A 23,461-nucleotide genomic window follows, 5' to 3' on the forward strand; every position below is an offset into this window, starting at 1 on the left:
CCTCGGCGCGCACATTGTGTTCGGTTTTCCGCATACATTCAGCTTGCGTGCACCCGCTCCACACCTCCGCATAAGCAAGCTATCCTCCTGTTCACCCACCCTATCAACAAAAAAAGCCTAACCCGGCGGCCGCGTGCGCGGACATCCTGATCAGACCGATGGAAGTTGCTCTATTCATCATTCATACTACCATTACTATCCCCCTAGCTATGCCTCAAAAATCTCCTCCAGCACCCGCCCGTCCCCCGGCCCGAACTCTATCCCCAGAATTCGTCCCATCGTCGGGGCGATGTCGACCATCTCCAGATCGCCGATGGGATAGCCCTGCTTGATCCCGGCCCCTGCGATGACGAGATTGCAGCGGTACCCGCTTGCATCCGGCGAGTAGCCATGCGTAGCATAGCGTATACCCTCAGCCTGCAGATCGGTGACCAGCGTGTCCGCCAGCGCTTCATCGAAGCTGTAGCCCCGCTGTGCTTCAAGCATGACTTTTGCCACCGGACTGGCATGAAGCTGCTTCAGCGTCTCTTCCGTATATACACTCTCAATGCCGGGTGCTCCGTCACGCCTATATTCATCCACCGCCGCCAAGGCCAGCCGCAGCGCTTCTTCATCCCCGGGCTGCACATGCAGATAAGCTGAACCGCCGCCGCTCTGGAAGTAGGCCCGCCAGTGCATCACGCCGTCCTTGTCATAGATCAGCCCCTTAGCCTGCAAAAGATTGTTCAAATGCACCTTGTAGCGCACGTTGAACTGACCATGGTCGCCCAGTACCATAATCACCGTCTCCTCCCGGATTCCGGCATCCTCTACCGCCTGCATGATCTCACCCAGCCGGTTGTCCATTCGCAGGATGACATCGTCTACTTCCCCGCTGTCCGTGCCGTACATATGCTTGGTGTCATCCAGGTCGATTAGATGCATCAGCAGCAGGTTCGGTTTCTTCCGCTTGATCGTATCGGCGGCGCATTTCGTGGTGAAGTTATCGAGCTGCGGCTGGGTGATGCCCTGCCTGATCCGTCCGTATTTCAGCTCCAGCCGGGCGCAGTACAGGGGACTGCCGCTTCGCAGTATCTTGAGCGCCTGATTCTCTCCTTTTAGCGCACGGATCTCCGGGATATTATACTGAATCGAGGACTTGCCGCTTACCGGCCAGAGCAGTCCCGCCGTACTCAGCCCCGCCTTACGCGCGGCATCATAGATTGTTGGCACCTGGACCACCTCCCGGAACCAGAACCAGCGCTGCTCCTCCTCCGGCACGAACGGCTGCAGCGGATTGTTGTGATAGATGCCGTGTTTATCCGGGTAGACGCCGGTAGCGATGGTCGTATGTACCACGTAAGTGAGCGTGGGATAGACACTTCTGAGACGGTTGCTGCAGGCACCGCTGGTGATCAGCTTGGACAGATTGGGCAGGCGGCTGGCCATCTCCCAGTGATCTTCAGAGAATGCATCATAGGAAATGACGATCAGATGCTTGGCAGCAGAGGGTGGTGGCGGTTGCAGTCCAGTAGATTCCATACTATGTCCCCTTTGGCAATGTGATGAAGATGAAGAAGCCGATCAGAAAGAGCGGGATAATCGACAAAATACTATAGCGGGCATCACCGATCAAGGTAGTGGTCAGGGACATTAAGGCAGGGCCGAGAATCGCCGCGAACTTGCCGAAGATATTATAGAACCCGAAGAATTCATTGGAATTCTCCTTCGGGATGATTTTGGCGAAATAGGACCGGCTAAGTGCCTGAATCCCGCCCTGTGCCGAGCCGATCAGCGCACCTAGCAGGAAAATATGCCACACCGAGCTAATGAAGAACGCTGCGATACAGGAAATAACATAGGTGAAGATCCCGGCAATAATCAGATTCCGGGCGGAGTAGGTTTTGGCCAGATTGCCATAGAGAATCGCGCAGGGAAAGGCAATAATCTGGATGATGAGCAGAATTCCCAGCAGCGTGAAGGTATCCAGGGCATCTGTGCCGAGGACGGAGGTGGCGTAGGGCACAACCATTTTGATAATCGTATCTACTCCGTCAATGTAGAAGAAGTAGGCGAGCAGGAACACAAAGACAATTCGGTGCTGGCGGATATTCCTGAAGGTGGCAGCGATACGCTGGAAGCTCCGGGCAACAGGCTTCGGCTCAGGCTCGATATAATATCTCTGCTTCACATCGCGGATCATTGGCACCGTCAGCAGCCCCCACCAGAGCGCCGTAATGATGAACCCAATCTGGTAGCCGATGGCCTTGTCCATTCCCAGCAGGAAGATCAGCAGCAGGCTGATGCCGAACGGAATACAACTGAAGATGTAGCCGTAGGCGAACCCTCGGGTAGACACCTTGTCCATCCGTTCATCCTCCGTAACATCCACCAGGAAGGAATCGTAGAAGATGTTGGACCCGGCGAAGCCGACCGCTGACAGAATGTAAAAGGCGATGAGCAGCTGCCATTGCCCGCTGGCCGGGGACACGAAGGCCAGGGAGGCGGTGGCAAGGATACCGAGCGCAGCGAAAAAAATAAAAAACCGCTTCTTCCGGTCCTTATAATCGGCAATCGTACCGAGAATCGGGCTGAGGACCGCGACCAGAATACTGGCGATGGAGTTGAAGTACCCCAGGTCCATGCTGCTGCCCACATTATCGAACATCCCGAAGATAATCGGCAGCAGCGCCGTAGTCACTGCCATCGAATAAGCGGAATTCCCGCAGTCGTACAGAATCCACGATCTCTCCTCTTTGCTTAGCTTCATCTCATCTTCTCCTCTTATAACCGATTGTTTCAGTTATATCACGCCAACATATTAAGGATGTTAATGGGGTGTAAAATCACGGGCGGATCTGCTATTACGATTACGTCCATCATACCATAGGCCTTCTTCCCAGGTGATGACTATATCTGAATCCGTTTGATCGGGTCGCCAAGGAACGCTAATAGTCATCTGACAATAAGCTTGGCCTTATCGGTCCCCAGCCGATAAGGCCAAGCTCAGGTAAGGTGGTCACACCAGATACTCATCCATGGCTGACAGCAGCTCCGCTCCGAATTGGCTCTGAACCCAGGTGTCTGAGTAGACCGTATCGAGATACCGTTCTCCCTTATCATGCAGGATGGCGGTGCAGACTGCGCCGGGAGGAATCTCCTCCTTAAGTTGCCGAATAGCAGCAAGCACTGCCCCGGAGGAGGCTCCGGCCAGAATGGATTCCCTGCGGGCCAGCGCCCGGCAGCCCTTCACCATATCAACGTCGGCAACATGCACAATCCGGTCGATCAGGTCCAGTCTGCATAACGGGGGCACAATACCGGCACCCAGTCCAGGGAAGAGCCGCTTCTTCGGATGGCCGCCAAAAATAACGCTACCCTCTGCATCCACCGCCACAATCCGGGTCCGCAGTCCATTGTCCTTCACGTATTCTGCCAGTCCGTTTATCGTCCCGCAGGTACTGACACTACAGAACAGGTAATCGACCTGCCCCAGCTCCGTCACGATCTCAGGCATGGTCGTATCATAATGTGATAGATAGTTATTGGGATTGGCATACTGATTTGGCCAATAGCTGCCCGGTATCTCCGCGAGCAGCTGCTGCACACGCTTCAGCCGGGCCGGCAGGAATTCCCCGGTTTCAGGATCAGGGCGGTCAATGAAATCAATGTCCGCACCCAGAGTCTTCAGCAGCTGAAGATTCATCCCGGTGGTTCTGGCATCCACCACACTGATGAAGGTCATCCCGAGCTGCTTGCATATCATGGCCAGGCTGATGGCCATATTCCCGGAGCTGGATTCAATAATGACGGTCCCCGGTCCGATAAGGCCTTCCTTCCAGGCTTCCCGGATCATCCGCAAGGCTGGGCGGTCCTTTGCGCTTCCTCCCGGGTTCATCAGCTCCATTTTGGCGTAAACGCTGAACCCGCTGGCAGCAAACAGATTATCCAGCTTCAGGAGTGGTGTATGTCCGATAGAAGATAAAATCCCGCTGGTAAGCTGAGGCTCTGCCCGCTGCTCCACTGTCTGCTGCTCCGTTTGATCTTTCCGGTAATACAGCTTCTTGTTCTTCACCTGCCCGCCGATAAGCTCCTCGTCCTCTTCCGTCAGAATGACCTCAATATCGTCAAGCAGGTGATTTGCGATCATCAGACCAATCTCCGGGATGCACGCCCTGATCTCTTCCCTGATGACCGGAATGCAGGAGGGAACTGCTGACCTGCTCTGGATATACACGGATAATGCATTATGGCTGACATGAACCCGGACCCTGGCCTGCTGAAGATGACGGTAGACCACCTGTTCAATATCGTAGATGCTGATTTTCTCCCCATGCTTCAGTTCACGGCCCACCCGTTTGACGATGGACTGGAAGCTCTGCCGCTCCACGCCGTCTACCTGCACGGTCCTGAAATCCCTCACCACATCATAGGTGACAAACCGGAGGGCAGGCAGCAGCTTACGCACGGTTGAGGTAAGCACGAGAATGCCTTCGCCGTTACCCAGCGGGTCGAGTCCTTCCCCTACGATCTCCGTTCCCACAGCTTCGGCAACGATGCCTTCAGCCAGCAGATAGCGGCCCAGCTCATGCGAATAATAAGCAATCGTGCCGATTTCAATCGAACCGTACGTATCGGTAATATCCTGCAGCCTCAGGCCGAACAGGCGGGCCATGTTCTGCTGCCACTCCCGGGTAGCGATCTCGCCGACCAGAATGATTTTGCGGATTCCAAATGCCCGGGGGTCCTCCGCAGCATATACGATATGATCCAGGATAGAGGGCATGGTGTACAGCAGGTCGGGCTGGAAAGCCTGAATACGCTCAATATGCTGTTCTACCGGCAACTCGAAGGGAATGGAGCTGTTAGCCAGTCCCAGCCGTGCAAAAATGGCCAGCGCGGTATTCGCAGCATGTCCGGTCCCCATATCCGCCAGCGCCCTTGCACATCCGCTTCCCTGAAGCAATTTTTCGAACAGCCTGGTTTTGATATCGATATAATGCTGTTCATCCTCTTCCGAATAGACGATTGATTTACGCCGTCCTGTGCTGGTGCCTGAGGTCCGGTAGACGGCATGGGAAGCATCCGGTTCGTTGTTATAATAATGAATATCCAGCAGATCCGAAGTCATCAGGGGAAGATGCTCCAGACTGCAATTCACGTGCTCATTGCCGATAAGATCCTTGTACCAGGGGAAGTACCTGATTACTTCGTTTACTTTATCCCGCCACTGCTCCGCCATTCCTTTCGACGCCTCCCGCACCGGTTGCCTGAACGCAGCCTCCCGGATGAATTACCTTCAATAAACTATGTAATAATCCGCCTGTGTGTTCAGCCCCGGGGCATCCGCCCAAGCCAAATCCGGCTCTGTACCGTACTATAGCCTATTAGAGTCCATAGAACGGGGGAGTAGCATGAAGGAGCAAATCAGCCGAATATCCAATAAATTAACGAAGACAAGGGTGCTGGCGAAGAAGTCTGAATTAAAGCGGCATATCCCGGAGACCCGAAAACTAAGCCGGAGAGTACTCCAGACCATGCTGCAAAATCATCAGATGGTCTATATTAAGCCCTGCTGCGGTTCGTTAGGCGAAGGGGTCATAAGGGTTGAACAGCGGATACTGCGGAGCAATAGCGGCGCTGGCGGAAGTGGGGCTGATTCGGGGAACGCGCGGTCCTACCGCTATCAGGCAGGGACAAGGATAAGCACATTCGGTAATTATAACGAGGCCTATCAGTCCCTCCTGGCGGAGACCCGGGGCCGGTCCTATCTGGTACAAAAGGGCATCCGGCTGCTGACTTACGGCGGACGGCCTTTTGATATCCGTGTGATGGTGCAGCGTAATCTTCAGGGAAAGTGGGAGGCTACAGGAGCGGCGGGACGCGTGGCGCATCCGCAGAAGGTGGTTACGAATGGCAGCCAGGGCGGAAGCATCTATCCGGTGGAGACGCTGCTGAAGGCCTACACCCGTTCCGAGAAGCGCAAGACTCTGCTTGCCCAAATGTACGGACTTGGCGTGAAGTGCGCCATCCAGTTAAGCTCTGCCTATCCCGGACTTAAGGAAATCGGCCTGGATGTGGCCTTGGACCGGCGGCTGACTCCCTGGATTCTGGAAGTGAACACCGCCCCTGATCCCTGCCCGTTCACCAAGTTGAAGGATACCCGGATGCTGGACCGGATCGTGAGATACGGCAAAGCCTACGGGCGTACGTACAATCTGAAGTGCCGGAAGGCCAAGAGAGGCGTGTAGGTACAGCATGCCCCATCGCGCCCGGCCTCCCGGCCGAGCGCAAGCCTTAGTGGTCTTCCCGGTAAGCGCCCGGGGTGCTGCCGGTGTATTTTTTGAACACCTTGTTGAAGTAATGTTTGTTCTCATACCCGACCCGGCGTCCGATCTCGACTATCGGCAGATCCCGGTGGAGGCTCAGCAGCTTCTGCGCTTCCTTGATCCGGGTGGTATTCAGGTAATTGACAAAGGTATCACCCGTGACCTTCTTGAACAGGCTGCTGATGTAATTCGGATGAAGGTTCATCAGCTCGGCCAGATGATCCAGGGACAGGTCATTCATATAATTCAGCCGGGTATAGGCAAGAATCCGCTTGGCATGAGGCGGACAGTCCGTACTGTCCAGGGAGGGAAGATTCCGGTTCACCTGACTCAGCAGCCGGGCTACCTCCTCCTTATCCACCGGCTTCAGCAGGTAGTCCACTACCCCGTAGCGGAGCGCCCGGCGGGCATATTCGAAGTCATCATGTCCGGTAAGAATAATGAAGCGCTCACATAAACCGTTCTCCTTCGCCTCCTCCATCATCTCGAACCCGTTTTTCTCCGGCATATGCAGATCGGTTACCGTCACATCCGGCATGTATTCCTTCATAATCTGAAGCGCCTCGAAGGCGTCACCGGCCTCGCGGATCTCAGCCCCGACCGGCGCGGCTCCGCCAATCACCTTCACCAGCCCTCCAAGGATAATCGGCTCATCGTCTACGATCAGAATTCTCATGCTTGCTCTGCCGCCCCTTTCGATAGGATGATGGTCAGGCAGGTCCCCTTGCCCTCCTCACTCTCAAGAACCAGCCGTGAGGTCCCGCCATAAAATGATTTAATTCGCTCGCTGACATTATACAGGCCCACGCCTCCCTCCGCCTCTTCCTGAGTCTTCACCTCTTCCCCGCGGGATAACCGAGCTTGAATAAGCCGCACCTGGTTCTCAGGAATGCCAATGCCGCTGTCGGATACGCTGATTCGGATCTCCTCTGCCGTCTCCTGCGCTTGAATCAGGATATGGACCGGCCGCAGCGTCACAGCAGCTCCGTGAATAATACTATTCTCAACCAGCGGCTGGAGGATGAATCTTGGACAGATCAGGGTCTTCGCAGCCACAGCGATATCGACCTCATAGGTAAGTCTTTTTTGCAGCCGCATTTTGTGAATATTGAGGTAGAAGACCACGGTCTCAAGCTCCTGGGAGAGAACGGTATGATCGTCCTGGGCGGACAGGCTGTAGCGCATCAGTTTACCGAACCAGTAAGAGATCTCCGCCACTTCCTTGTCGTTGTTCGATTCAGCCAGCATGCGGATGGTCTCCAGCGTATTATATAGAAAATGCGGCTTTATCTGGGCCTGGAGCACCTTGTAAGCGGCTTCCTTATTGCGCAGCTCGGCCCGGTGAACATTGTTGATCAGCTCATCCATGCGCAGGAGCATCGAATTATAGGTCTCGGTCAGGAAGCTGATCTCATCTCTGCGGCCCGGCTTATCTTCCTTGCTGATGGACTGCTTCAGATTATCATCATTCAAGTTGCGCATATGTCTGGCGAGCCGGAGTACGCGCTTCGTAATCGTTGATGCGAGTGTGTAATAGGCGAATGACAATAACGCAAGCAGCACCGCGAATGTCGTAATCATCACCAGCTCCTGGCTCCGGATCGAGCGGAACACCTCGGATACCTTGCCGATGACGGCGACACGTACGCCCAGTTCCTTCATATATAGCTGATTAACAATGACCTCCCGGTTGATAAAATAGGTCTGCGCTTCTCCCGAAGTCAGTCTTCTCCAGGTGGCATCGTCCACCGCTTCGGGGATACCTTCCCTCTCCAGCGGCCCGCCCTCTGCCGGCAGAAGCAGCGCGGTCCAATCCCCTCCGCCTGTCGCCCGGTAGAATTTGCGGATCAGCTCACTGCCGACCCGCAGCTCCAGCAATCCCACAATCTCGGTAAAGTCATTGTTATATATTTTCTGGTAGAATACCAGCGGGGGCGCTTCCACCTCAGGATCGGGAATGATCCACTTGCCCTGTCCCGGCCGCAGCATACGGGTAGCCTCGGCACCCTGTTCATCTAGCGCCGATAGTTCGAGCAGCCGGTCAGTAATGGGCAGCACGCCCTGCTTGGTTATATAGATTCTGAACGTGTCGATCTCAGGACTGATATTAAGCGATTGCAGAATCACCGGATTGATATAACGGTTATAGGCATATATGCTCTCTGAGTCCGTCTCATAGCTGCCATCCAGATAGTCAGTGACATACGGGTTGTACTGCAGCATACGCTGGGTGGAATCAATCCGGGCCAGATCCGCCTTCATATTGGCATAGGCCTGCTCCAGTATCTTTTGACGGCTCTCCACAAACTGGCTGCTTACACTGTCATAGATCTTACTATAATAATAGTAGCCAAACGTAACTACAGGAATAAAAATCAGAAAGATATATCCTACTATCATCTTGCGTACGATGCTCACGGCAGTCTGTCCCTCCGGTGCCCGACTTGTGTTCTCTAATCCTACCATGAACATGTAAAACCCGGTAGAGACAGGTCTCTACCGGCAGGAATTCGCTTACTTGAACAGTTCTTTCTTCTTCTGATAGGTCGCATTCGCCCAGTCGGTCAGCTTCTGCAGGCCGATGTTCTCTGCGTTCTTCAGCATATTCTCATAGGCTGCTACTGCGGCTTCCTCCGATTCAGCCAGATAGATTTTGACCTTCTCATTCTTGACCATCTCATCGATCTTGGTCTTAATGGTCTTCTCCTGTGAATCCGGCTGGGTCTGGATCAAGCCGAGCTCCGGCTTGTAGATACGGACTGCCTTCAGTTCCATCAGCGCCTGGGTCTTCTGCAGCTCAGGAACATAGGACAGCATACCTTCGGTAACCCCATCGTTATAGAGATACCACCATTTAATCCCGTTGCTGTTCACGAAATCAGCATCGGACGGATTATATTTGAAGTCGGGGTGGCCCCCTTCATTCCAGGTCCAGTGTACCCCTTCGACTCCGAACATCGTCAGCTTCTTGCCTTCATCGCTCGCCAGATACTGAAGGAATTTGATGGAGGCCTCCGGGTCCTTATTCTTCTTGGTGATGAAGGTTCCGGAGAAGCCCAGTCCTGAGCTGACTACCTTGGCATCCTTCGACAATACGCTTGGCAGCATCTTGAAGGAGAAGTTCCCCTGATTGCTCTTGATCTTGATGTTATCGGTATCTGCCGTGGATACCGTATGGCTATGGGCGAAGGCTTTGCCGCCCGTAGCATATTGATCATCAATCTGGTCATTGGCCAGTGCGAAATTCTCAGCCAGGATATAGCCATTGCGGTACAGGCTATTCATGAACTTGAAGAAGTCCAGCATCTTGGGCTGTCTGATCGCATATTCCACCTTGCCGTCCTGTTCATACCAGCCGTCGAGCAGGGTCTCCGTACCGAACTGGGCCAGGAAATACTGTTCGATCCAGTCCTTGTCCATGATCAGCGGGACCATCTCGGGATATTTCTCCTTGACCATGCCCAGCACCTTGACGAAATCATCCAGGGTCTTGATCGGCGGATTCCCCAGCTCCTTCAGAATATCCTCCCGGACCGCGATGCCCGGGTTGCCGTCGCTGCCTAACGAATATTTACTATTCTTCATCTCCTCCTGGGTCGCAAAGGAGTTCCGCACGGTATAGAACTTGCCGTCATCCATGGTATGAATGGCAATCCGGGTCTTGTCAATCTTGAAATCCGGCGCATATTTCTCAATCAGCTCATTCCAGGAATATGACAGCTTCGAGTCGGATAACCGGTCTATGTTGGAAGAGGTGAACACCAGGTCCGGTAGGTCACCGGAGGCAATCATCAGCGGAAGCTGCTTATCATCGGTAGCGACCGTAACCTTCAGCTTCACTCCTGTCTTCTCGGTAATCATGTCGGCAACCGGGCCCTTCCATTCCGTAACCGGGTACCAAGATGCATCGATGAAGAGGCTTAACTCCTTCACCTGTCCGGGCTTGGCCGGCGCATTCCCGCCTGCTGCGGCGTCCGGGCTGCCGGACGGGGCGGGCTGGCCGGTATTTCCCCCGTTACCGCCGCAGGCGGATAACACGACGGCCATTGAGAGTGCGGCTGCAACGATCTTGAAGCTTCTGCTTTTGTTCAAGCTAATCCCTCCATGATTGAATTAATGAGCTGTATGTGCAATGGAACATTTGAACACTGAAGCACTGGCCTAGCCTTTTACCGAACCCAGCATGATGCCATGTACGAAATACTTCTGCAGGAACGGGTACACACAGATAATGGGAACAATCGACACCACCATTGAAGTGACCTGTAAGGAGAAGCTGGTCACACCCGCCGAGGCACTGTTGGCTACCGCCAGCGAATCCATCGGAGAGTTGCTCTTGTTGATGACCTCCATCATGCGGAAGGCCAGCGTACGCAGCTCCTCGGACTGGACGAAATAAGCCGAATCCAGCCAGGAATTCCATTGCCCGACCCCCATGAACAAGGCCATAGTTGCCAGCACCGGCGTTGAGACCGGCAGGATGATGCGGAAGAATATCGTAAGCTCACCGGCCCCGTCTATATGCGCAGATTCTTTTAGCTCAGCGGGAATTTCACGGAAGAACGAGATCGCAATGAGCAGGAAGAACGTGCTGAGCATGGACGGGATAATGTACACCGCAAAGGAATTTAACAAGCCTAGTGAACGCAGGACTACATAATAAGGGATCAGTCCGCCGGAGAAGTACATGGCGAATACGATCACTGTGAAATAGACCTTGCTGAATAACAGATCACGATGAGATAGACCGTAAGCGACGATGCTGGTGAGCAGCAGTCCGAGCAAGGTGCCGGACACCGTCCGCAGTACGGAGATCAGGAACGCCTTCACCCACTTGGGATCATCCATGAACACCCGGTAATTCTCCAGGGTAAAGTTCCGGGGCCACAGATACACACCGCCCAGCAGCGAGTCCGAGCCTTTATTGAAGGAAGCAATTAACACATAATAGAACGGATACAGCATCGTGAGCATAATAATGAACAATACCACATAGATCACGCTGTCAAAAACCAAATCCTTCTGCCGCTGACTCTTCAGCATAGCCTTCCCTCCTCTCTCTCTAAAACAGACTGGAGCCTGATACCCGCTTGGCAATATAGTTACTGGAGAATATTAGCGCTACCGAAATCACCGATTGAATTAAATCTATCGCCGCTGCATAGGAGAACCGCCCGTCGCTTAACCCCACCCTGAATGCGTAGGTCTGGACAATCTCAGAGGTTGGATTATTGATACTGTTGCCTAACAGGTAGGCCTGCTCGAAGTTGGAGCCGACCAGTCCGCCGCCGAGAATACTCCCGATGGTCAGCACCAGCACAACAACGATAGTTCCCTTCATCCCCGGCAGGGTGATATAACGGATTCGCGCCAGCCTTCCGGCACCGTCAATCTCAGCAGCCTCATACTGGGAAGGACTGATCCCCGATATTGCCGCCAGAAAAATAATCGTCCACCAGCCCATCTCCTTCCACACCGCACTCCCTACCGCCAGCCCCCAAAAGTAATTCGGACTGGTCAGGAAGGCCAGCGGCTCATCCGTGAAGCCCATCGCCATCAGCGCCTTATTGACCACACCGACATCGGCGGACAGGAAGGCATAGGATACGCCAACCACGACCACCCAGGAGATAAAATGCGGCAGATAGCTGATTGTCTGCACAAACCGCTTGAAGGCCATGTGCTTCACTTCGTTCAGCATGATCGCCAGCAGGATCGGCGCCGGGAAGGCGAAGATGACCTTCAGCAGACTAAGGACCAGCGTGTTGCGGACCAGCTTGCCGAATTGATAGTCATGGACGAATTCATCGAAATACCTCAGCCCGACCCAATCGCTGGTGAAGATTCCTTTGATGCCGCTGGAGATGCTGTAATCCTTGAACGCCATCAGTATGCCGAACATCGGAGTATACGCGAAGATCAGCAGATAGATCATGCCTAGCCCGACGAACAAATGCAGTACTTTCTGTTTTTTAAACCGCTTCCATAATATCGACCGCCGGCCGCCGCCGGTTCCGAGACTTCTTGGCTGTGTTTCCAATTCCATATGCGCTCCTCCCTCGTACCTTTAGTTTACCTGCAAGCCCGGGGACGGCGTAAGCCAACATTCTTAAGAAAGCGTTGTCATTTTTGAATACGCTTCCTTTGTTTATTTGTTGTATTCGTCTTATAGTATAGAAGACAGACTTAAGATTTGAACTTGAAGCTTGGTCGTCACTGCGGTGAACATTTGGACTTCCGGCCGCTGTTGTATTAGGATTTCCTGATTGTATCTGCTCTTCGCGGTAGAAATCCGGTGACTAGCTGATGCTTACGATGCGAGCTTTCCTGCGGAAAGCTTTCAGGCGGTCGCTAACGCTCCTACAGTTCCAAATTTCCCCTACGCTTCTTTTTGCTTTTCGTTAATTTCATTAGTGCTTCTTATAACAGAAGTTCTAAGATGAAGGATATAGGTGCCAACTATGAACTCTAAGGAATACGGACTTGGCGAGGGTCCAATGGTAAAAGGGAACGGGTACAAGCCCCCCAATCTGCACAGATGGGGACCCGGCGTCCGTGATGTATATGCGTTGCATTATATCGTGAGCGGCAGAGGTTACTTGAAGACCGGCCAGGCGGTACACCCTGTGCAGACGGGTGAGAGCTTTATGATTTTTCCGCAGACGGAGGTGTATTATTATCCTGATCCGCAGGACCCGTGGGCGTATTGCTGGATTGAGTTCAGCGGGGCGGAGGCTCTGCGCTTACTTGCCATGATTCATATCTCACCGGACCAGCCCGTTGTAACGGCTGCCCCGCAGGATTTCAGGGCTATGTTCGATCAGGTCAAGGGGTATCAACAGGAGCCGTATGCACGGGAGCGCTCGGATGCGGCGCTTCATCTGCTGCTGTCGTATTACATGGAATATTATCCGAGTGAGCAGGCCAGTCTCAAGAAGGACTATGTAGGGTCAGCGAAGGCCTATATTGAGAGTAACTATTGGAAGTCTTCCTTATCGGTGCTGGATGTGGTGGAATATGTGTCGATTGAGCGCAGTTACCTGTTCCGGCTGTTCAAAAAAGAGACGGGCACCTCTATCTCCGGCTACCTGACCACCGTGCGCATCCGGCGGGCCTCCGAGCTGCTGGCGGAGTCGCGGTTGTCGGTGAAGTCGTTGTCTTACTCAGTCGGCTACCACGACCCGCTGTACTTCTCGAAGATATTTAAGAAGGTTACTTCGTACACGCCGTCACAGTACAGGAAGGTGTATAGGGAGGGGGAGGTGTCCCTTCCCCCGGCGGAAGGGGGTGGGGAGTAAGATTGACGGGTGAACTGGCGGGTGCGGGGATAACTTACTTGTGCGGGTGAGTGGTGCATACAATTAGCCATCTACACCCGCGCCAACTCATTGTGTTCGGTTTTTCGCATACATTTGCTCCGCCTACCTCGCGCCCGCCCAATGTGTTCGGTTTTTCGCATACAATCGGTGCGACCCCCTTATCCCGGAGTCCTCCGTATAAAATCGGTACTTGTTGTAGATATGCTCTTTATTTCGCTTTTTCTCTCGGCCAGAAGAAACTGGAGCGGTCTTCTAGAGTCTGGACCCACTCCGCAAAGGTAACTGGCGGCATGTTCCGAAGGCTTGTATGCATTCTGCGATTGTTGTAAAAGTCCATGTACCGGTCCACCGCTTCATAGGCCTCTTCGAACGTGTCGAAGGCTTCTTTGCGGAATAAATCCCGATCGATATTACTGTGGAACGATTCAATAAAAGCATTTAAATCCGGCGTTCGAGGCGGAATGCGTTCGTGGGTCATTTCCCAGCTTTCACACATGTCGCCAAACAGATGGCTGACGAACTGTGGGCCGTTGTCGGTGCGGATCACCGGGCGTGCGCTGTCAGGGGCGCAGTGTTGCTCCATGGCACGTCCCAGCGTCTGGCAGGCGTGCTTGGCCTCACACGACGATCCGCGGTGGTAGCCGACGATGACACGGGTAAACACATCGATAATGCTCAGGACAAAGAAATGCCTGCCCTGGCCCGCCACGTAACCGTACTTAATGTCCATCTGCCAGAGTTGACCCGCCCCTGTAATGACCCGGTTCTCCGGCAGCTTCCGAGGATGCTTAAAACGCTTGTGACGCTGCGGCTGCAGGATATCCAGCGCCTGACACAGCCGGTAGCTTTTCTTGTGATTGAGCCTCAGCCCGTGCTGGTTCCACAAGCACTTGGCCAGCAGTTTGTACCCGTACACGTGCTCCTCTCCAGCGATTAATTCCAGCAGCCATTCCTGGATTTCCTCGTCGCTAATCTTCTCTCCAGACTCGGTCAGGGAATAGCCGGGTACGGGTCTTCCGCGCCCCTGGGGTACGGCCTGTGCATCCTGCTTCTTGCGTTTCTTACGGTCGTAATACGTAGACTCTGCGAGCCCCACGAGACGTAGTACCAACGCTGCGGTATTCCCCTGCTTAATGAACATGTCGGCTACCTCGATTTTTTCGGATAAGCAGGGGTTGGCTTTTTTAGCAGTTCACGCAGAATCTCGATCTCTAACTCCTTTTCGCCGAGGATCTTGACGGCCTTCTCGTATTTCCGCTCCACGTCCAGGAGGCGCTTCAGTTCCTCCACCTGCTCCTGAGGATACGGATGATCTTGTTCTCCATGGGCCTCTCGGTAGTCCCTCACCCACTGATTCACCGTCGATGGAGTCACCCCATACTTTCGGGCAACCACCGCTGCCTTAATGCCAGACAACACCTCTTGCGCAGCCTTCTCTCTTGTTCCTGTTAAGTGTCCCATACCGTTCATCCTCCTCCTATATCTAGTCTACATTTTTGTGGGGGAGGACTCCAACTTCTTTAGGGGGCTGTGGAGCATTTGCTCCGCACACCTCGTGCCTGCCCAATGTATTCGGTTTTTCGCATACATTTGGTCCGCACACCTCCTGACTGCCCATTGTGTTCGGTTTTTCGCATACATTTGGTCCGCCTACCTCATGCCCGCCCAATGTGTTCAGTTTTTCGCATACATTCGGTCCGCAAACCTCGTGCCTGCCCAATGTATTCGGTTTTTGGCATACACTCGGTCCGCCTACCTCGCGTCCGCCCAATGTGTTCGGTTTTTCGCATACATTGGACCCGCACACCCCACCCCTGCCCAATGTGTTCGGTTTTTCGCATACATTTGGTCCACCTACCTCCACACTGCCCAATATGTGAACTACAAAGCCTCAAAAACAAAAAAAGTGCACAATCAGCAAATTTCATAACTGATTGTGCACTTTTTTTGTTTTATCCCTTCATCTTTGAGAGAAAGCCTTCAGCTACAGCTGCATTAAAGTTAAGGGTGGTAGAAACAAGCTTATTGCTAAAATAATGAACCAATGGCTCACAAAAACGATTAATTTCTTGAACTAGCTCTGCTTCTGGAAGCTCTGCTAATGACTCTTTGTGTTTTATGTCAACCTGTAAGTAGGCAAGCTGTTCTATTCCCATCATTATTTCCGCTACCCTGATAATTGCAGTGGACTCCGACTCAGCTTCAGATTTTAATTTGGGTTCATTTACATCCCTGTCAAACAAAGCGCCTCCGACATAAGGAACAGATATTAAATCAATCATTCTAAACATTGCTAATTTCGCAGGGCGCACTCTCTTTAGCCCTAAATATGCTTGAAACAATCCGTATTCAATATCCATATCCGTGTTGTTTTCCCCTAATATCGATTTTGCTCTTTGAAAATGAATTCGGGCATTATTGAAATCTTCTACTTTGTTATATTCCCCACCTAAAAGAGAATGGGTTTGAACCGGTGTAAATATTGAAGCTTCATCGTGAAGGATTTCTAAATGCTTGATACCTTCTTCACTTCTATCGAGACCTCCAAGACACTTTGCCATTATAAAGTGATAATAATCTTTAAAGGGTTTGATTTCTTCATCAAATATATCGGGGTTAATATTTTGTATGACTTGATACGCCTCATCAAAATCATTTTTTTCAATACACTTAAAGGTCCACATAAAATACGAAGGCATCATCTCTTTACCCTCTCTAATTTCTTTAGAAAACGTGAATAAGAGTTGTTGTGCTTCTTCATCCTTATTACACAACAATAGAGCTGCAATTAATTTTGAAGCGCTCTCTTCAGTCGGCTCTGGATATAGCCTTTTCATAACTTGGAAATATTCAGAAAGATACTTTCCGGAATTCTCTTGAAGTAATTTATACAATACTTCTGACTTCAGATGAAGGAGGTGCTCCAATGTCGGTGCCACTCCTAGTCCATCATTAATTGTTGTAATTGCATCCTCGTTAAGATTCATTTCAAAGTAACACTTTCCAATCCAATAATAGGCATATGGGAATCGAATACATTGTTCTCGCTGTTTTATAGCTTTACTATAATACTTTATAGCTTCTTCTGGTTGATTGAGATAAGCATAGTAAACCATCCCCATAGCGCATAAGGCTTCAAATAATTCAGGATTAACAACTAATGCTTTTTCATACATCTCAATTTCTTGTTCATATTGATGATTAAAACTATATGCTGTTCCAAGGTTCTTCATAACCTCTGCATTGCCTGGAAGCAGTTCGTGTGCTAGTTCGAAATATCTGATGCAACAATCAATATCATTTTGGGTTTCAAGTATAGAAAGATATGATGTTCCCATGTTGTAATAAATGTACCCAAGCTTACTTTCCTGCTCTTCTTCTGCATCTATTAAAGTTAGCTGCTCTTCAAAACATTCTATTCCTAAGCGAACTAATCCTGCGTTTTTTTCCTTTACTCCTTTTTCTGAGTATATTGAACCTTTTTGACCAAGAATGTTTATAACGAATTCATTACTAATTTCATAATCAAATTTATTTTCAATCTCAAGTATTCTTGACAACGCAAGGTCATAATTAAACTGATTGTAATAGATACTTGTTTCAATAAATTTCATGAATATATATTGCTCCGTTGATAATTCTAATCTTAGTGCTATTTGAACTGTCGATAAGCAATCTAAATAATTACCTTCTTCAAATAACTGGATACATAATTTGTAATAATATCGATAATCTTTTACCCCCTCCCTCTCCTGCCCATCTTCAATTATGTCTAGTTGTTGTTTTATTTGTTCAAGGTCTTCTTGAATTGAAGGGAGAAGAGAAACCATTTCTATAATTTTCTCAATTTTTATTTTTCCTCTAAGGTCTAAATATCCTAGTGTCTTATTATCATTCGATTGTTTAATGATGTACTCTCTTTGAGATTGGAAAATAATTTTTTCCACATGAGCTGTTTTTTCTTCTAATGTGAGATGGTGATTAGAGAGTATCAAATAAGGTTCAATATCTTTTGCTAAATCCTCAGCTTTAACAATGTGAAAACCAAAACCTCTATCTTCAGAATACTTTTTTTCAAAGTATTGTTTGAGTTTCTCCTCTTCCCAATAAATCGTTTTTTCAAATTCGTCTTGTTCCGTTTTTGTGGAAAGATAACTTAAGAAGTGCTTAGTTCCTTTATTCAATGATTTAATAATTAATTTTATAGTTTCAGTTTGTGGATTCTTTATTCGATTCCACAGGGCTGCACCACTTTTAACCAAAGTACCTAAAGCGCCAGTTATACCACTCATACCCATCACCCTACTGTTCAAATTTGCTATTTTATGATATAGCCTTATTATAAACTATTACCTCAACCCTACGCCTTATCTTCTATAATGACAATGTCTTACGCGACAAAGAGAGACTGCCACACTATTTTGAGACCTGTTTGTGCAACAAAAAAACACACTCCTTTCAGCATTTATCTGAAAAAAGTGTGTTAAATTTATTTTTCCTAACAGAGTGTTACACTTTAATTCTTAAAGAAAATTATTCGCATACTCCTCTTTAATCACTTAAAGTAGAGAATTTTATAAAACTTTCTGAAGGTAACTTCTTGATAGTCTGCCGTGTATCGCTATCCCTTATCGTCATCCCAATAGTGACATAAAAATCTTAAGCATAATGATGCCCGTATATTTCTCACCATTTTTTCAACCTATTCAGTTGGAATCTTTAAATTTCTCACTTCTAAATTATGACTGTTTCCCAGTTGTTAGATTCAAAATCTTTATACTCAACAACCGAGAATATTACTGTTAGTACAGTGTAGAACACTTCGCCAACATCTATGTTACGTAATACTTTTTCTCCATGCCCAATTTTATTTCTGATTTCTTCTATTTCTTCTACTTGTTTAATTAAAGAAAACATTTTTTTGAATTCATCATTTCCATTTATCCCGACTTCCTTCAAAGCATCTCTTAACTTTTCAATAATTCTTCTATTGTCTTTACCAATTTTTTTTATTTTAATTTTTAGAAATTCACCAATATCTGCCTTATCATCTGCTGTTTTTGAAAACTTTTTAATTATTCGATTATAGTTCGTAATATAATAATCAAATATATTTTCGTTTAGAAGTTCAATAAATTTGTCTAGTGAGGCAAAAATATTGAATAATGCCATCTTATTGTTCTTATATACAATATTAATACATCCTTCTATTAGATATTCAATCCATGAAGGAACTAACTCATCTCTTAATATCCCCATAACACGAATTTCAACCTTCTTGATTAAATCTTCGAAGACATCGTGACTTACATCAGCATTTTGAAAAAATGTGCTTTCAAAAAAATATCTTTGCTCAAATATTCATATCTCTGCACTTCAATCTCATGCTTAAAATAATATGAAACATCAATATCCTCAGAGTCAAAATATTCTATTTTGGGTCGTTCATCAACATATGTTATGACACTAAATTCGCTTGCGTTTAGTAATGCGGTGAAAGGAAAAATCTCTTTCTCTCTAAAATCTTTCGTGTCTAAATCAACACTTATCACTTGCCCTATATTTTTAGAGGCTATGTAAGGTATAAGTTCATTAATTAGAATGAACGGAGAGCTTTTGAACAGTTTAATAAGCATCTCTTTGTTTGTTTTGTTTGTACTATCATGAAATAAGGGTATGCGCTCATATGCCCTAACAAAATGATTTTTGTTAATTGTTCCAATATCCAACATGCTTTCAATTTTTCGAGTTTTCTTTATAAAGTTCATTTTTAAGATTATTATCCATTTTTTCTCCTCTTTCATGAAAAATGTCAATTAAATAAACTTATTATCTTGGCCCCTCCAATTTTTACGAACGTACTTACTAAACTTGTATCCTTCAATGTCCAATTCCCCCACATGGTCTGTTACAATAACCTGTGGTTTAAAGTGACTGCTTTTTTCTACTAAATCAATTTCCTCCAATATGGTCTTGTATATTTGTTCAACCTTTTGCACATCTTTTGATTTTTCTTTAGCATTAACGAAGATTTTATCTGGAAAATAAACTTGACTGGGTTGGTCTAAAAAAAGTATAGACGGTATCGAAGACTTACTTTGTATCGAGAAAAAATGAAGAAAGGTTAAAAATAAGCTAACATGAGAGGCAAGCCAATTTGCCCCACTTCCCATTTCGCTTAAATATACTCTAGATTTACTTTCTTTATCATGATGATACAAATCAAATGTTTCCAACAAAAAATTCATATCTGCTGGTCTAAATTCTTCTTCAAAATCAAGTTTCTCAATAATTCTACTAATGTTAGCTTTAAAGAATGTTTGCGCTTGTGCATAATATGAGGATATATTATAATCGGCCAATAATATATTAAGCTCATTGATGCGATGTTCTGACTCACTTTCCGATGAACGAAGATTATAAATCTGTTCCTCTATTCTTTTACATTCTATGTCTATTTCAGCCTTAGCATAGACAACTTCATTGTCTAGTTTGTTTGTTTTTTTCCATCTTTCTGTAATCCCCTCAATTCTACCAATCTCTACTCCCAAGGCTCTAATCTCATCATTTAATTTCTCTTTTTCCATTTTCAGATTATGAATTTGCAAATGAAATTCGTTACCTTGTCCACGAACACTTGCAAGCTCCTCAACCAACCATTTCTTTGACCCTTTGATAGATTCAATTTTCTCTGATAACGTTTCAACCGCTTGCCCGCATACGGGGCAATTATAAACATCAGTCTGATGAAGGGAATGATTTAAAATTGCTTTTAATGATTTCAAATTTGAAGAATATGAATTGCCGTGGCCATGGCTTATTTCCAGATTATTAATGCTCATTTCAATATCATATCTTTGTTGCTTTAGTTCTTCTCTTTTTAGCTTTAAAGACTCGTACCTATTCTCCATTTCCTCAGATAAATAACTATCTCTATTAAAATCAGGTAAGCTTTTTCTTAAAGAAAGCAGCCTGTGTAATGATACCGTATCATCCATCGTTCTTCCAACCAACATATAGTATCTCTTGAATGTATTTATTAAATCCTTCCGGATTTTTTCCATGGACTTGTTGTATGACTGTTGTACTTTTTCATTACGTTTCTGCTGCTTTAAAAGCTCATCTAGCTCTAGTCTATAATTGTAATATTGCTGGTCAACCCATCCTGCGAACACCGGAAACTGCTTTATAGTCTGCTCACGCTTCTGGGAATCCTCAAATCGATAAAATAATGTAAATTTATTTGCTACTAAATTTTGATGCTGAAACATATATGAAGTCATATTTCTCACAGTGGGCCTTGGTTCACTTTTGGTCGCGTCAACATTTTCAGTTGAATTGGAAACAGCGACTCCAAACTCTTTGGTTAGTTCAATTTTAGCTTGGTCCAGATGAACTACATGCTCCTCAGAAAACAAATCCATCGATAATTCTTTAGGGATAACTTCTTCTGATGTACGATACAAATACATCTGCTTTTTTCCTTCATCATCAAATTTCTTTCGCCCTACAATCAGATGATATTGAGGAAACTTTAATATTAAAACAAATAAATAACCAAATTTCGTAACTTCACCTTTCGGAATCGTTGATTTTGAACTGGCAAAGCAATAATCAATTATTTCTAATAATGCACTCTTTCCACTCTTAGACTCTCCTGTAATCACGTTTAACCCTTGTGTTAAATCAACATGCCGTTTTTCACCCTCTGCATTAAAAGCTAATATAGATTTAATATAAGCATTCATAGTAGCGTTACCCCCAATAAACGATAAATATTTGAGATTTCCATTTTAGAACAGAGTAATCCCAAATAATGTGCTGACCTGAGAAAATCTTTGACCTGTTTATTAAGATAGTCTTTATAGTCAATATTTTTAAGTGGTTCAATACGCCCTTCAGCATTTATACGAATTCTGCCCTCATTACAGGCGACAATAAAAGATTGATTTGTAAGGTTATAGAAGTAAAACAACCTTTCTTGAAGACCACCTAAAGCAGCAGCTTTCTCTACATCATCTACAAAAAGGCTTCGTAAGGAACTTCGACTCTGAGCGGTTATCAATAATTTTCTGGAAGGCCTATAGTAGATTATAGGTAAAACTATGTATATCAGATTAACTGGTACTTCTTCCTTTTGATATCCTGAGATGAATGAATGAATTATTTTACTCATAAAGAACGGGTTTAATGAAATGTTCTGGATATGGTCAGTATAGATATAATCCTTCTCTTCACTCATCACTTCATCACGTTCCATATAAATCCTCTTTCCTCCACCAATTTGTGAATAATCCCCCTTTGAAAAAAGGGCCGATTAGGTGCCACCGAACCATAATCCTGAGCTGGCATTTTCATAGCTTCGTCGTAAAGCTTTTTTGAATTTCCTATAACATCTTCAATATTTGTCTCTTCACAGTCTTCCTTGTATGTAGTCTTAAACTCAATTAAGGAATCCCTCACATCACTTTGGAATTCCCCCAGGTCAATATTGAAGATTGGATTATCGATAGAGGAATAGTAAATCGCCTGCTGTGCCCTCCAGTAATTAGAAATAGCAGTCGGTATTTTGGTATCATATTTAATTTCCCTTATTTCTCTAACAAATTTCCTTTTCATAAAACTTTCTATATCCTGTGGGCTATCAGGAGTACCAGGAGGCAACCTAAGTCCTCCAGAATCTGAAGTGAATCTATTCCTTATCTCACATGCAAGTGATTCGAAATCTTCGCATGTAATCTCCCAACGATGGGGGTACGGAACAGGAACTGTTAGTATGTGTCCCATTAGTGTATTAATGAATGATTTTCTATCCTTTTTTTTAACACTCTTAAAGAAGCTGTTTTTCATTATCTTTTCTTCAATATTAACTATGTCCGTTTGACTGGTATAAAGCTCAACTTTTTCAATGACTGATAAGATAATTTCCACTTCATTTTGAAAAAAAAACTCATATAATGGACGAAAAGTTTCTTCAGACTTTTTCAATTCTTGTCCCACTTCAACAAGAATTTTCAGTCTTTCGTGAGCCTTTATTGAATTCCAAGAGCTCAATTTACCATTTTCTGCAATCGAAGAAGTTGTATACAGAATCAGCTTTTTGAAATCTTTCATTTTTTGGTGGTATGTAATCCAGTTCTTTAAAGTTTTCCAAAAATCAATATGACGGTCATTCACAATATGCTTATCTTGATGTCTTTTTACCTCTATATTTTTAGAATCTTCATTTGATTCAATTGATATATCGCCATATTTTTCAACTAAGATTGTCTCGTTTTCCTGAAGTTCAAGGCAATAAGAAAGTACTACATAATAATGGTATATATCACCTAACTTTGTTTTTGTATCATCATTTTTCTGTTTATTATCTTTTTCGTTGGGAGACAAGAATATCACTTCCTTTGTACTAGGAGATATAACCTACATTTTCTACAATGGTACGACAATTTCCTTCATTTTCTTTTATAACCATTATTTTTGGTTACTTTTATAAAAAAATAATACCTCCACTTCCGCAAAGCAAGTGGGAGTATTATTTTTGATAAAATCTTATGTAGATGCACTATACTGTATCAACAAAAGGCAAATGAATCATTCTTAAAGTATCCTTTACTTTTTAGATTGCCTATTCGTATTCCGACTATACCAATCTCTTCGGACCTCAACTTTTTTTTGCACTGTACTTATTGGTCTTTCAATCGAAGCCGCGAATTCCGGGGCTCGTTCAGCAAGCTCCTCTTGAGAATTCAAACTATTGGCAAATTCATCTACTTTTTTATTTTCCTCTTGCGTCCAACGTTTACGGTAATTTTTAGGTAGGGTGCTAATCGGTAT

General features: G+C 46.7%; 18 protein-coding genes. 2 read left to right on the top strand and 16 right to left on the bottom strand.

Features of this window, described 5'->3' with window-relative positions:
- Positions 1-207: 207 nt before the first annotated feature.
- The 3 genes from MKY64_RS14680 to sbnA all read right to left on the bottom strand — a co-directional run bounded on the left by MKY64_RS14680 (position 208) and on the right by sbnA (position 5,221).
- On the bottom strand, positions 208-1,521 hold the full coding sequence (locus tag MKY64_RS14680; RefSeq protein ID WP_340953795.1) for an alkaline phosphatase family protein: 1,314 nt from the start codon (positions 1,519-1,521) through the stop codon (positions 208-210).
- Position 1,522: 1 nt separating this feature from the next.
- A complete protein-coding gene (locus MKY64_RS14685) occupies positions 1,523-2,749 on the bottom strand; it encodes an MFS transporter (protein WP_339255683.1) in 1,227 nt (408 codons plus the stop codon).
- Positions 2,750-2,998: 249 nt separating this feature from the next.
- Positions 2,999-5,221: a 2,3-diaminopropionate biosynthesis protein SbnA gene (gene sbnA, locus MKY64_RS14690; RefSeq protein WP_339255681.1), complete on the bottom strand. Its 2,223-nt coding sequence runs from the start codon at positions 5,219-5,221 to the stop codon at positions 2,999-3,001.
- Between the two features lie 172 nt (positions 5,222-5,393).
- Between sbnA and MKY64_RS14695 the strand changes: the two genes are divergently transcribed.
- Complete coding sequence (locus tag MKY64_RS14695; RefSeq protein ID WP_339255680.1) at positions 5,394-6,230, top strand: YheC/YheD family protein; 837 nt, start codon at positions 5,394-5,396, stop codon at positions 6,228-6,230.
- Between the two features lie 46 nt (positions 6,231-6,276).
- Here the strand turns inward: MKY64_RS14695 and MKY64_RS14700 are convergent, their stop codons facing one another.
- The 5 genes from MKY64_RS14700 to MKY64_RS14720 all read right to left on the bottom strand — a co-directional run bounded on the left by MKY64_RS14700 (position 6,277) and on the right by MKY64_RS14720 (position 12,354).
- Entirely contained in the window at positions 6,277-6,984 is a 708-nt protein-coding gene (locus MKY64_RS14700; RefSeq protein ID WP_036729911.1) for a response regulator transcription factor, read from the bottom strand.
- The gene (locus tag MKY64_RS14705; protein ID WP_340953801.1) at positions 6,981-8,726 is read right to left on the bottom strand and encodes a sensor histidine kinase; all 1,746 of its coding nucleotides are present in this window, start codon (positions 8,724-8,726) and stop codon (positions 6,981-6,983) included. Before MKY64_RS14705 ends, MKY64_RS14700 begins: the two co-directional genes overlap by 4 nt.
- Before the next feature lie 96 nt (positions 8,727-8,822).
- Positions 8,823-10,400 (bottom strand): extracellular solute-binding protein, encoded by a 1,578-nt coding sequence (locus MKY64_RS14710; RefSeq protein WP_340953804.1) that lies wholly within the window; start codon positions 10,398-10,400, stop codon positions 8,823-8,825.
- Between the two features lie 69 nt (positions 10,401-10,469).
- The gene (locus MKY64_RS14715; protein ID WP_036729917.1) at positions 10,470-11,351 is read right to left on the bottom strand and encodes a carbohydrate ABC transporter permease; all 882 of its coding nucleotides are present in this window, start codon (positions 11,349-11,351) and stop codon (positions 10,470-10,472) included.
- Positions 11,352-11,370: 19 nt separating this feature from the next.
- Positions 11,371-12,354 carry an ABC transporter permease gene (locus MKY64_RS14720; RefSeq protein WP_036729919.1) on the bottom strand — a complete coding sequence of 328 codons (984 nt, stop codon included), beginning with the start codon at positions 12,352-12,354 and terminating at the stop codon, positions 11,371-11,373.
- A 415-nt stretch (positions 12,355-12,769) separates the two neighbouring features.
- On the opposite strand from MKY64_RS14720, the gene MKY64_RS14725 reads away from it, so the two are divergent.
- On the top strand, positions 12,770-13,606 hold the full coding sequence (locus MKY64_RS14725) for a helix-turn-helix domain-containing protein (protein ID WP_340953808.1): 837 nt from the start codon (positions 12,770-12,772) through the stop codon (positions 13,604-13,606).
- A 229-nt stretch (positions 13,607-13,835) separates the two neighbouring features.
- Here MKY64_RS14725 and MKY64_RS14730 read toward each other — a convergent pair whose 3' ends face one another.
- The 8 genes from MKY64_RS14730 to MKY64_RS14765 all read right to left on the bottom strand — a co-directional run bounded on the left by MKY64_RS14730 (position 13,836) and on the right by MKY64_RS14765 (position 23,014).
- On the bottom strand, positions 13,836-14,768 hold the full coding sequence (locus MKY64_RS14730) for an IS3 family transposase (RefSeq protein WP_340953811.1): 933 nt from the start codon (positions 14,766-14,768) through the stop codon (positions 13,836-13,838).
- A 5-nt stretch (positions 14,769-14,773) separates the two neighbouring features.
- Positions 14,774-15,088: a helix-turn-helix domain-containing protein gene (locus MKY64_RS14735; protein ID WP_339313488.1), complete on the bottom strand. Its 315-nt coding sequence runs from the start codon at positions 15,086-15,088 to the stop codon at positions 14,774-14,776.
- A 491-nt stretch (positions 15,089-15,579) separates the two neighbouring features.
- Entirely contained in the window at positions 15,580-17,919 is a 2,340-nt protein-coding gene (locus MKY64_RS14740) for a tetratricopeptide repeat protein (protein ID WP_340953815.1), read from the bottom strand.
- A 442-nt stretch (positions 17,920-18,361) separates the two neighbouring features.
- Complete coding sequence (locus MKY64_RS14745; RefSeq protein ID WP_340953818.1) at positions 18,362-18,886, bottom strand: hypothetical protein; 525 nt, start codon at positions 18,884-18,886, stop codon at positions 18,362-18,364.
- A gap of 47 nt (positions 18,887-18,933) precedes the next feature.
- The gene (locus MKY64_RS14750) at positions 18,934-19,431 is read right to left on the bottom strand and encodes a hypothetical protein (protein WP_340953820.1); all 498 of its coding nucleotides are present in this window, start codon (positions 19,429-19,431) and stop codon (positions 18,934-18,936) included.
- Positions 19,432-19,443: 12 nt separating this feature from the next.
- Positions 19,444-21,375, bottom strand: coding sequence for a DUF3732 domain-containing protein (locus tag MKY64_RS14755; protein WP_340953822.1), 1,932 nt, complete (start codon positions 21,373-21,375; stop codon positions 19,444-19,446).
- A complete protein-coding gene (locus MKY64_RS14760; protein ID WP_340953825.1) occupies positions 21,372-21,887 on the bottom strand; it encodes a three component ABC system middle component in 516 nt (171 codons plus the stop codon). Before MKY64_RS14760 ends, MKY64_RS14755 begins: the two co-directional genes overlap by 4 nt.
- Positions 21,869-23,014, bottom strand: a complete 1,146-nt coding sequence (locus MKY64_RS14765) for a hypothetical protein (RefSeq protein WP_340953828.1) — start codon at positions 23,012-23,014, stop codon at positions 21,869-21,871. The genes MKY64_RS14760 and MKY64_RS14765 overlap by 19 nt, the downstream gene beginning before the upstream one ends.
- Between the last annotated feature and the right edge of the window lie 447 nt (positions 23,015-23,461).

Source organism: Paenibacillus sp. FSL R7-0210, from assembly GCF_038009085.1.
Classification (GTDB): Bacteria; Bacillota; Bacilli; order Paenibacillales; family Paenibacillaceae; genus Paenibacillus_AQ; species Paenibacillus_AQ silagei.